Below are 10,944 nucleotides of genomic sequence, written 5' to 3' on the forward strand. Positions count from 1 at the left end.
TTTTTACACGAATTATACTAATTTTCACAAATTCGTACCTATTCGTTTTTGCTTATTTATTTTAATTTATTTAAATACATGTTTACAACATTATCCAAACCTAAATATAAGGCTTCGGATATCAACGCGTGACCAATAGAAACTTCTAGTAAATTCGGAATATTATCTTTAAAAAATTTGATGTTATCCAAACTCAAATCGTGTCCTGCGTTAATTCCTAAATCCAAATCATTGGCTAAAACTGCTGCTTTAGTGTATTTTTCAATTCCACTTTGATTACCCAAACCATATTGATGCGCAAATTCTTCGGTATACAACTCGATTCTATCTGTTCCAGTTGCTTTAGCACCTTCAATCATTTCTAAAATTGGATCAACAAATATGGATGTTCGAATTCCGTTACGTTGAAATTCTTGAATAACTTCTGTTAAATAGGCTTGATTTTTTAAAGTATCCCAACCAGCAGATGATGTAATAGCACCAATTGCATCGGGAACTAAAGTTACCTGCGTTGGTTTGCATTCTAGCACCAAATCTATAAAATTATGTTGCGGATTTCCTTCAATATTATACTCCGTATACACCACGTTTTTCAAATCGCGTGCATCTTGATATCTTATATGACGTTCGTCTGGCCTTGGATGAATAGTGATTCCTTGTGCTCCGAATTTCTGAATATCGGTAGCAACCTTAAGCAAATCAGGTACATTCCCACCTCTTGCATTTCTTAATGTTGCAATTTTGTTGATATTTACACTTAATTTTGTCATTGTAAAGTTTACTATTTGTTTGTGATTTAAAATAAAACTACAACTTTTTGAGCTGCGTATATTTCATTACAGCAAAAATACAAAGTTAAAATAAGGTTTTATGTTCTAAAATTTGATTATTTTGCAACAAAATTGCTACCTATTTATATATGACAGAAATTAGCGACTACATAACTAACGATTACAAAGCCATTAGCAGCCAAGAAACCATTGAATCGGTTCAAGATTTTTTTAGCGACGTTTCGTATTCCCATTTTCCTGTAGTGGAAGAAGGAATTTTTATTGGAAACATTGCAGCCGATGATGTAGAAACTTTCGATTTGGATAAAAAAATTACCGATTACCGGTTTACTCTTGAAGGTTTTTATGCTCGAAAAGAAATGATTTGGTTGGACGTATTAGAGGTTTTTGCAAAAAATCATTCCAATGTTGTTCCAATTTTGGATGAAACCAACAAGTATGTTGGCTATTATGAATTGGAAGACATTGTAAAATTCTTTCATGAAACTCCGTTTTTAAAAGAACAAGGTGGCATAATCGTAGTGCAAACACCACTTATTGATTTTTCTATGAGTCAGATTGCGCAAATTGTGGAAAGCAACAATGGCAAATTACTTGGATTGTTTATATCTGAAGCTACTGCGTCGACCATTCAGGTTACTATAAAAATTGCGCTTGGCGGTTTAAATGATATTATCCAAACATTTCGACGCTATAATTATGAAATAATTTCAGAGCACAACGAAGACAATTATTTGAATAATTTAAAAGAGCGATCTGATTATTTAGATAAATATTTGAATATTTAATTAATCTAATCATAACATAATTTGGAATAGTATCGGTATTAAATCGGTACATTTACAATTGTATAAATCGACACATTTTTTTGTATGAAAATAGCCATCTTCGGACAATATTATCAAAACGATACACGACCAATTATTAGAGACATTTTTGTTTTTTTCAATGCTAATAATGTGGAATTGGTAATTGAAGCGCATTTTCTTAAAATTTTATATCAAGAAGAAATAGTAAAGAAAGAATATAAAACTTTTTCGAGTCATGCTGATTTGGATTCAAGTTTCGACATTCTTATAAGCATTGGCGGCGATGGAACAATCTTGCGAGCGGCTACATTTGTGCGAAATTCAGGCATTCCAATTCTTGGTGTAAATGCTGGACGACTAGGTTTTTTAGCCAAAGTACAAAAAGAAAATATTGCAACTTTTTTACAAATTGTCTTAGAAAAAAAATACACCATATCGGAGCGAACACTTCTAAGTTTAGATTGTTCACCTAAAAATCCTGAAATAAAAGATTTAAATTTCGCTATGAACGAAATTACAGTTAGTAGAAAAGACACTACGTCGATGATTACTATTGAAACTTATTTAAATGACGAGTATTTAAATTCGTATTGGGCAGATGGCTTAATAATTTCAACTCCTACAGGTTCTACAGGATATTCGTTGAGTTGCGGCGGACCAGTTTTAACACCCGACGTAAAAAGCTTAGTAATTACACCAATTGCACCACATAATTTAAATGCAAGACCACTAGTAATCCCAGATGAAACAACTCTTAAACTTCAAGTTTCTGGTAGAGAAGAAAACTATTTAGTTTCATTAGATTCCAGAATTACTTCGGTTAGTAATAATTCGGTACTAACCATAAAAAAAACTCCTTTTACAATAAACATGGTTGAGATACCAGAAGAAACTTTTCTAAAAACACTTCGAACCAAATTACTTTGGGGTGAAGACAAACGAAATTAATAATAAAATAAAATACTACATACTACACTTTTTCGTTTCCTAAATACTCTATATTAATTTTAGAGAAAACCATATTTTTAACACGTTGCATCATAATTTATTATAAATACTAATTTGATGATTAATTAGTACTGATAATTGTTATATTTGCACGCTATTTTTGAATTGATGAAACGATTATTTTTATTTATTTTTACATTAGGAACTTTACATTTAAGTGCTCAAATTCATGAAATTGGAGTTTTTTTAGGTGGCAGCAATTACATTGGAGATGTAGGTAAAACAAATTATATCAATCCCAATGAAATGGCTTTTGGAGTGCTATACAAATGGAATAAAAGTCCGAGACATGCTTACCGATTTTCTTATACGCAATCTAAAATTACAGCAAATGATTTAGACTCTAAAGAATCGGCAAGAAAATCAAGAGGTTACAATTTTGAAAATAGCATAAAAGAAATTTCTGCCGGATTAGAATTTAATTTTTTTGATTTCAATTTGCACGATTTCGGAACTAAGGTCACACCTTATGTATATACAGGTATTTCCTATTTTACGTACGATGAATTATTTGTAGTTGGTGGTCAAACAGAAGAAGATTATGGTGAAAGTACCTTTGCGATTCCAATGACAGTTGGAATAAAATCTAACATAACACGTAATTTAGTACTAGGTGCTGAAGTTGGAGCACGCTATACATTAACAGATAATTTGGATGGAAGCAATCCAAAAAATGAAAATTTACAAACATTAAGGTTTGGAAATATAAACAATAAAGATTGGTATGTTTTTTCGGGAATAACCTTAACTTATACCTTTGGCGAAAAGCCATGTTATTGCGCAGAATAAAATATGAGTTTACTAGAATCAATAAATAAAGACAATATTCCAAGACATGTAGCCATAATTATGGATGGCAATGGAAGATGGGCAAAACAAAAAGGCTTTCTTAGAGCTTTTGGACACGAAAACGGAACTAAATCAGTTCGAGAAACTGTAGAAACTTCAGCCAAACTTGGGGTTCAGAATTTAACTTTATACGCTTTTTCTACAGAAAATTGGAATCGCCCGAAATTAGAAATTGATACCTTAATGAAACTACTAGTTCATTCCTTAAAGAATGAATTGGAAACACTTCAAAAAAACGATATTCGATTAAATTCTATTGGCAATTTAGACATGCTTCCTAAAAGCATTCAGAAAGAACTTAACGAAGTTATAACACTTACCGAGAACAACACCAAAATGACCTTAACACTTGCACTAAGCTATGGATCAAGAGAAGAGTTAATAAATGCGGTAAAAAAAATAAGCGATAAAGTTAAAAATAATATAATTTCAATAGACACTATTGATGAATCAATTATAAATCAGCATCTTTACACGCACAATCTACCCGATGTAGATTTACTTATTAGAACAAGTGGCGAGCACAGAATAAGTAACTTTTTACTATGGCAAATAGCCTATGCAGAGTTATTCTTTACCGATGTACTATGGCCCGATTTTAAAGAAAATGATTTATATGAAGCGATCATCAGCTATCAGAAAAGAGAACGGAGATTTGGAAAAACAAGCGAACAAATTAAAAAATAAATACGTGTTAAACAATTACTTAAAAGCACTTCTTACAACCTTAATTTTTGGAAGTGTTACCCTATTACAAGCCCAAGACAGAATACCTTTTGACCAAGGAACGAAATATATTTTAGCCGACGTTGACGTAACTGGAAAATTAAGCTTCAACAAACAAACTGTAGTAACTTTTGCTGGTTTAGAAAAAGGTCAAGAAATCATTGTCCCAGGCGAAGAAATAAGCAACGCCATAAAAAAGTTGGGAAAACTAGGATTGTTTAGCGACATCGATTTTTATGTAAATAAAATTGTAGGTGATAGTATTTACTTGGAACTGAATATCGTGGAGTTACCAAAACTAAATGATGTAAAAATTAAAGGTGTAAAAAAATCAAAAGGTGAAGAATTAATTAAAGAAAACAGCCTTACAAAAGGTAAAGTTGTAAACGAAAACCTGATTACTACAACTCGAAATTATATCGAAAATAAATACAAAAAAGACGGTTTTTTTAGAACTAAAGTTTCCATAAACACCGTTGCCGATACTACGGCTGGAAATTTAGTTAATATGGTCGTAAATGTTGACAAAGGAGATAAAATAAAAATTAAAAATATTGATTTTGAGGGCAACCAAAAATTTAGTGATAGCAAATTGAGAAAAGCTATGAAAAACACTAAACAAATCAATCCAATTCGAATTTTAAAAGCGTCCAAGTATATTAAAGACAAATACAACCAGGATTTAGTTACTGTTATTGATAAATATAAAGAAAAGGGATACAGAGATGCACGAATTGTAAAAGATTCGGTTTGGGTTGCCAATAATAAAATTCAAATAAAAATTAATGTTGAAGAAGGTAATAAATATTACTTTGGCGACATCAAATTCTTAGGGAATACAGTATATCCTGATAATTTTTTAAGTAGAAATTTAGGTATAGTTAAAGGCGATGTATACAACGGAGTTTTATTAGAAAAAAGAATAGCAGATAAATCGAAACCAGATGGAGAAGATTTGACTAATTTATACCAAAACAACGGATACTTATTCTCGAATATCAATGCAGTTGAAGTTAAGACTGCCAACGATACCATCAACTTTGAAATTAGAATTACAGAAGGACCACTTGCCTACTTTAATAAAGTTACTGTCGCTGGAAATGATAAAACTAATGACAGAGTAATTTATCGTGAACTTAAAACAAGACCAGGTCAGAAATGGAGTAAAGAAGAAGTTATTAGAACCATTCGCGAACTAGGTCAACTTGGTTTCTTTGATGCAGAAGCAATTACACCAGATGTTAAAAATCCTGATCCAGTTGCTGGAACTGTAGATTTGGAATGGAAAGTCGTAGAAAAAGGATCAAGCCAAATAGAACTTCAAGGAGGTTATGGCGGAGGTGGTTTTATTGGAACTTTAGGTTTATCGTTCAATAATTTTTCTGCCCGCAATATTTTCAAAAAAGATGCTTACAGACCATTACCAATGGGTGATGGGCAAAAAGTTTCATTGAGAGCTCAGGCAAGTTCGTTTTTCCAAACTTATAGTTTATCGTTTTCTGAACCTTGGTTTGGAGGTAAAAAACCAGTTAGTTTCTCAACATCGCTATCACATAGTAAACAATTCTTATTTACAGGTTCTACTAGTAGTGTAGACCGAGACAAGAGCTTTAACATTACTTCATTATCAGTAGGTATTGCCAAAAGATTGAGTGTTCCAGATGATTATTTTGTATTATCAAACGCAGTTAGTTTTCAATATTACGATTTAAATAATTACAACACAGGATTATTTACTTTTGGAAATGGAGCTTCAAGAAACTTAGCTTTCACAACGGGTTTAACAAGAAATAACAAAGGAATAAACCCAATATTTCCAACCAAAGGTTCTGAATTTAGTGTAACTGCCAAGTTTACTTTACCTTATTCCCTGTTTAATGGTGTTGATTATGCAAACTTAGGTAATAAAAAAGAGTACAAATTAAGATATAATCCTGCTATTCAACCTTTAGAAGATGTAACTGGACCAGATGGATTCTTGGTTCAAGAAGGTGATTTTATAAAACAAACTTCAGAAAATTCAGGTTTGTATGAGAAAGTTTTAAACTATCAAGATGCAGATGCAGATGCTTCTAAAGTAGATCAAGAAAAATTTAAATTCTTAGAATACTATAAAGTTAAATTTAAAGCAGATGTTTACACCAAAATTTATGACAAATTAGTTTTAAGAACATTAGGTGAATTTGGATTTCTTGGCGCCTACAACAGCGATCGAGGAATGGTGCCATTTGAACGATTTTACTTAGGTGGTGATGGTTTAGCTAACTTTGCATTAGATGGTCGTGAGGTGATACAGTTAAGAGGTTATCCTAATCAATCATTATCTTCTCAAAACGGAGGTACGATTTACAATAAATTTTCGTTAGAATTACGATATCCATTAACATTAAAAGCTGCTGCATCAATTTATGCACTCGCATTTTTAGAAGCTGGAGGTTCATACGATTCGTTCAAACAGTATAATCCATTTGTTTTACAACGTTCTGCAGGTTTTGGTTTACGTGTATTCATGCCTGCCTTTGGATTATTAGGAATTGATTTTGGTCACGGTTTCGATGCAGTTCCAGGATTAACAACTCCAAATGGATGGGAAACACATTTTATAATTGGTCAACAATTTTAGTATATTTGTTTTATCATTAGCAAAAACAAAAAAGTTATGAATAAATATTTTTTAGTTTTAATTACAGCACTTGTGGTTTCAAGTACTACCTTTTCACAGTCAAGAGGTGTGAAAATTGGTTATATTGATATGGAATATATTTTGGAAAAAGTTCCAGACTATGCCGAAGCAAAAAATCAATTAGAAACTAAAGCGCAAAAATGGAAGCAAGAAATTGAAGCTAAGAAAACTGAAATCAACAAACTAAAAGAAACTTTAAAAACTGAAAAAGTACTTTTAACAAAAGAGCTTATTGCAGAACGTGAAGAAGAAATTGCATTTTTAGATACTGAATTATTAGATTACCAACAAAAAAGATTTGGCCCAAATGGAGATTTAGTTGTCCAAAAAGCAGTATTAATTAAACCAATACAAGATCAAGTTTTTAATGCTGTTCAAGATTTGGCAGAAGCTAAAAAATACGATTACATATTTGATAAATCATCCGATTTAACAATGTTATTTGCAGCCAAAAGATTTGATGTAAGCGATCAAGTTGTTAGAACTCTTACACGTGCTGAAAAGCGTGAGCAAATGAGTAATAAACAACGTAAATTAGAAGAAGAAGCGGAACGAAAACAAGATCTTATAGATGATAATCCCACATTATCAGATAGACAAAAAAGAATCGAAGAGAACAAGCTGGCACGTCAAAAAATTATCGATGATAGAAAAATTGCAAACGATTTAAGAAAAAAAGAGTTAGATGACAAAAGAAAATTAGCTCTTGAAGAAAAAGAAAATAAAAAAAATGGCACAGTTTCTGCTAAAGATAAAAATGAAGCTTCAACAGGTGTAGATACAACTGATGTTGACACTAAACAAGAAGAAGCCAAACTAGAAAGAGAAAAGAAAATTGCAGCTGCTCAAGAAGCTAAAAATAAAACATTAGAAGAGAGAAAGAAAATTATTGAAGATAGAAAGAAAGCAGCAGAAGAAAAACGTCTTAAAACCATTGCAGATCGCGAAGCAGCTAAACTTGCAAGAGAAGAAGAATTAAAGAAGAATAAACCATAATAATTTAAAACAATAATTAATACTTAGAATGATGAAACAATTAAAAACATTATTAATAGCAGCAGTAGCTTTACTAGGAATGCAAACAATGAATGCGCAAGCTAAGACTGCTCATGTAGATGTTAATGAACTTACTTCAAAAATGCCAGCAATTTTAGATGCGCAAAAACAGTTACAAAAGTTAGGTGAAACTTACAATACTGAATACAACTCAATGGTTACTGAATATAAAAGTAAAATTGAGAAATATGATAAAGAAGCAGCAAATGTAACCGATGCAGTAAACCAGTCTCGTCAAGTAGAGGTACAAGATATGGCAAAACGTATTGGTGACTATCAAGACAATGCTCAGAAAGAACTTCAGAAAAAAGAAGCTGACTTAATGAAGCCACTTATTGATAAAGTAAAAGCATCTATACAAAAAGTTGGAAAAGCTAAAGGATACCAATATGTATTAAACGGTACCGAACTTTTATTAGCTGATGGTCCAGATTTAACTGCCGATGTAAAGAAAGATCTAGGATTTTAATCTTAAAATGATATAAAAATTAAAAACTGTTCAATAGTATTGAGCAGTTTTTTTTTACATTTGTTTGTATGATAAATAATGAAAAACCTATTGGCTTATTTGACTCCGGAATTGGAGGAACATCGATATGGAAAGAAATAAATGCATTACTTCCTAATGAAAATACAATATATCTTGCTGACAGTAAAAATGCTCCTTATGGACAAAAAACTAAAGAAGAAATTATTGATTTGAGTTTCAAGAATACCGACTTCCTTTTAGATAATAATTGTAAATTGATTGTGGTAGCATGCAATACAGCGACTACTAATGCTATAAAAGAATTAAGGGCAAAATATAAAGTACCTTTCATAGGTATTGAACCCGCAATAAAACCCGCAGCACTAAATAGTCGGACCAATAAAATAGGAATTCTAGCAACAAAAGGAACTTTAAATAGCGAACTATTTAATAAAAATGTAGAGAAATTTCAAGACATACAAATTATTGAACAAATTGGATTTGGACTAGTAGAATTAATCGAAAATGGTGCAATAAATTCAATAAAAATGCAGCAACTTCTTTGCGAGTACTTAACCCCAATGATTAAAGCTGATATCGATTATCTAGTTTTGGGATGTAGCCATTATCCGTATTTAATTCCCCAAATAAAAAAGATTATTCCCTCGAATATAAAAATAATTGATTCAGGCGAAGCAGTAGCAAGACAAACTTTGACAATTCTAAATGAAACCGTAGGATTAAACAACAGTACGAATGAAATTTACAACACCTTCTACACTAACAGTAATCCGTCTGTACTTCAATCAATTTTAGAAAATAAAGAAAATGTATCTTACCTCGATTTTTAAGCTTTATTCCTCTTTAAACCAACTAGAATACATCACGTAATTATTCGATATACGATCAATTTCTCCAGCAAAATCAGATTGATCAATATCTTTTACTTTCTTTGCAGGAACGCCAGCATATATAGTACCTGATGGTACAATTGTATTTTGAGTTAACACCGCACCGGCTGCAATTATAGAATTACTTTCCACAACGCAATTATCCATTACTATTGCTCCCATTCCAATAAGAACATTATCTTTTATGGTACATCCATGTACAATAGCATTATGTCCAATAGACACATTATTTCCAATAATTGTAGGATGCTTTTTATAAGTACAATGAATAATAGCTCCATCCTGAATATTAACTTTATCTCCTATCGTTATAAAATTCACATCACCGCGAATTACAGCATTAAACCAAACACTACACTTACTACCAATAGTTACTTCACCAACAATTGTAGCATTTTCTGCAACATAGCAATCCTCATTTATAGCAGGTGATTTCCCATTAACTGACTTTATTATCATATTCTTAAATTTAAAAAAAAATCCTGATAAAACTATCAGGATTAATTAAATTGTTAATTAACTGCTGGACAATTACAGTGGTATTTCTCTGGTTTACAGAATAAGTTAACACCAAGTGTTATTTGATGAAAACCACCTGTATTAAAGTTAATATCACCCAACAAATGTGAATAGGTATACGAAACAACATATTGGTTATAATTAACCCCAACGATAGGTGTTAAATATTGTAACTTCTGTTTTGCAATCGCATTTCCATCAACAAATTCAGCTCCATCTAAACTTCTTCTGTAAGACAAACCGCCCCAAACTTTTCCAAAATCTAAATTTTTATACAATTTCAAATTCAAATCTAAAGTAGATTCTTTCGTCTGAAAAATATGTTGAAACATCATTGAAGGTTCCCATAATATTCTGTCTTCATCACCAAAAGTATAACCCATGTTATATATCAATCTTTTCAAATCAACAGGTTCTCTATCAGAATATAATTTTCGTTCAGAAGCTAATGCATTTTTAACAGTGAAATGTGCATAAAAATCTAAGAAATTATAGGATGCACCAATATCAACATTAAAGTAACTTGCTTTTTGAACGATAGTTCCATCTATAATTGGATCGTATTCTGGATTATTAACCAAGAAATCTGTCTCGTCTAATAAGCTTTGCGCAAAACCAGCACTAATACCGAAAGACAACTGATTTAAATCAACCTTATCTCTAGAAAATTGCAAATGGTGTGCATACGCCAAACGCAGACCTTTTTGTGAGTGATAACCATTTTTATCATTTATTAATATAACTCCCAAACCATCTCTTTCGCCAACGCTACCATTAAAACTAGCCGTTTGTAATGCAGGTGCATCGTCTTGACCAAACCATTGTTGTCTAGCCGTTAATCTAAGTTTAGCACAGTTGGCTGCTCCAGCCATTGATGGATGCAGTAAAAAATAATTATCTGATAAATAATCGGAATAAACTGGTAATATTTCTTGAGAAAATCCCTGCTTGGCAATTAATAAAATTACTACTAAATAAAGTTTTTTGAAGTTCATTATTGTTATCTTTTTAATGAGAAATGGGCTTTAAATTCTTTCACTGTTTGTTCTAAGTACTCTACTGTAAACCAGTAGTCGGTTGCTGGTAGCATTTGACCATTATAGGTTCCATCCCATCCGGTGCC

The 10,944-nt window shown here is 31.6% G+C and carries 12 protein-coding genes; 8 read left to right on the forward strand and 4 right to left on the reverse strand.

Annotated elements, in window-relative coordinates:
• Window positions 1–56: 56 nt before the first annotated feature.
• Window positions 57–770 carry a pyridoxine 5'-phosphate synthase gene (locus tag ACZ098_RS13735; protein ID WP_487312327.1) on the reverse strand — a complete coding sequence of 238 codons (714 nt, stop codon included), beginning with the start codon at window positions 768–770 and terminating at the stop codon, window positions 57–59.
• 149 nt (window positions 771–919) lie between these two features.
• Between ACZ098_RS13735 and ACZ098_RS13740 the strand changes: the two genes are divergently transcribed.
• From ACZ098_RS13740 to murI, 8 genes are all read left to right on the forward strand, one after another.
• Window positions 920–1,579 (forward strand): CBS domain-containing protein, encoded by a 660-nt coding sequence (locus tag ACZ098_RS13740; protein ID WP_487312328.1) that lies wholly within the window; start codon window positions 920–922, stop codon window positions 1,577–1,579.
• An 84-nt stretch (window positions 1,580–1,663) separates the two neighbouring features.
• Window positions 1,664–2,548: an NAD kinase gene (locus ACZ098_RS13745; protein WP_487312329.1), complete on the forward strand. Its 885-nt coding sequence runs from the start codon at window positions 1,664–1,666 to the stop codon at window positions 2,546–2,548.
• 168 nt (window positions 2,549–2,716) lie between these two features.
• A complete protein-coding gene (gene porG / locus ACZ098_RS13750) occupies window positions 2,717–3,397 on the forward strand; it encodes a type IX secretion system protein PorG (RefSeq protein WP_487312330.1) in 681 nt (226 codons plus the stop codon).
• A 3-nt stretch (window positions 3,398–3,400) separates the two neighbouring features.
• Entirely contained in the window at window positions 3,401–4,144 is a 744-nt protein-coding gene (gene uppS, locus ACZ098_RS13755; protein ID WP_487312331.1) for an undecaprenyl pyrophosphate synthase, read from the forward strand.
• Entirely contained in the window at window positions 4,074–6,806 is a 2,733-nt protein-coding gene (locus tag ACZ098_RS13760) for a BamA/OMP85 family outer membrane protein (protein ID WP_487312332.1), read from the forward strand. Before uppS ends, ACZ098_RS13760 begins: the two co-directional genes overlap by 71 nt.
• Before the next feature lie 36 nt (window positions 6,807–6,842).
• Window positions 6,843–7,862, forward strand: a complete 1,020-nt coding sequence (locus tag ACZ098_RS13765; RefSeq protein WP_487312333.1) for an OmpH/Skp family outer membrane protein — start codon at window positions 6,843–6,845, stop codon at window positions 7,860–7,862.
• A gap of 31 nt (window positions 7,863–7,893) precedes the next feature.
• Entirely contained in the window at window positions 7,894–8,391 is a 498-nt protein-coding gene (locus tag ACZ098_RS13770; protein WP_487312334.1) for an OmpH/Skp family outer membrane protein, read from the forward strand.
• 71 nt (window positions 8,392–8,462) lie between these two features.
• On the forward strand, window positions 8,463–9,242 hold the full coding sequence (gene murI, locus ACZ098_RS13775; protein ID WP_487312342.1) for a glutamate racemase: 780 nt from the start codon (window positions 8,463–8,465) through the stop codon (window positions 9,240–9,242).
• 3 nt (window positions 9,243–9,245) lie between these two features.
• Here the strand turns inward: murI and ACZ098_RS13780 are convergent, their stop codons facing one another.
• The 3 genes from ACZ098_RS13780 to ACZ098_RS13790 all read right to left on the reverse strand — a co-directional run.
• The gene (locus tag ACZ098_RS13780) at window positions 9,246–9,761 is read right to left on the reverse strand and encodes a gamma carbonic anhydrase family protein (protein ID WP_487312335.1); all 516 of its coding nucleotides are present in this window, start codon (window positions 9,759–9,761) and stop codon (window positions 9,246–9,248) included.
• 53 nt (window positions 9,762–9,814) lie between these two features.
• Entirely contained in the window at window positions 9,815–10,816 is a 1,002-nt protein-coding gene (locus tag ACZ098_RS13785; RefSeq protein ID WP_487312336.1) for a PorP/SprF family type IX secretion system membrane protein, read from the reverse strand.
• A 5-nt stretch (window positions 10,817–10,821) separates the two neighbouring features.
• Window positions 10,822–10,944: T9SS type B sorting domain-containing protein (locus ACZ098_RS13790; RefSeq protein WP_487312343.1), on the reverse strand; the 123-nt coding region annotated here is incomplete at its 5' end.

It is taken from the genome of Flavobacterium sp. SP2, assembly GCF_057626655.1.

What these genes read in the sequence shown, in the direction of transcription:
- ACZ098_RS13765 (WP_487312333.1), top strand. Translation starts at nt 6,843, where the DNA reads ATGAATAAATATTTTTTAGTTTTAATTACAGCACTTGTGGTTTCAAGT.
- ACZ098_RS13760 (WP_487312332.1), top strand. Translation starts at nt 4,074, where the DNA reads ATGAAGCGATCATCAGCTATCAGAAAAGAGAACGGAGATTTGGAAAAA.
- ACZ098_RS13745 (WP_487312329.1), top strand. Translation starts at nt 1,664, where the DNA reads ATGAAAATAGCCATCTTCGGACAATATTATCAAAACGATACACGACCA.
- uppS (WP_487312331.1), top strand. Translation starts at nt 3,401, where the DNA reads ATGAGTTTACTAGAATCAATAAATAAAGACAATATTCCAAGACATGTA.
- porG (WP_487312330.1), top strand. Translation starts at nt 2,717, where the DNA reads ATGAAACGATTATTTTTATTTATTTTTACATTAGGAACTTTACATTTA.
- ACZ098_RS13780 (WP_487312335.1), bottom strand. Translation starts at nt 9,761, where the DNA reads ATGATAATAAAGTCAGTTAATGGGAAATCACCTGCTATAAATGAGGAT.
- ACZ098_RS13735 (WP_487312327.1), bottom strand. Translation starts at nt 770, where the DNA reads ATGACAAAATTAAGTGTAAATATCAACAAAATTGCAACATTAAGAAAT.
- ACZ098_RS13785 (WP_487312336.1), bottom strand. Translation starts at nt 10,816, where the DNA reads ATGAACTTCAAAAAACTTTATTTAGTAGTAATTTTATTAATTGCCAAG.
- ACZ098_RS13770 (WP_487312334.1), top strand. Translation starts at nt 7,894, where the DNA reads ATGAAACAATTAAAAACATTATTAATAGCAGCAGTAGCTTTACTAGGA.
- ACZ098_RS13740 (WP_487312328.1), top strand. Translation starts at nt 920, where the DNA reads ATGACAGAAATTAGCGACTACATAACTAACGATTACAAAGCCATTAGC.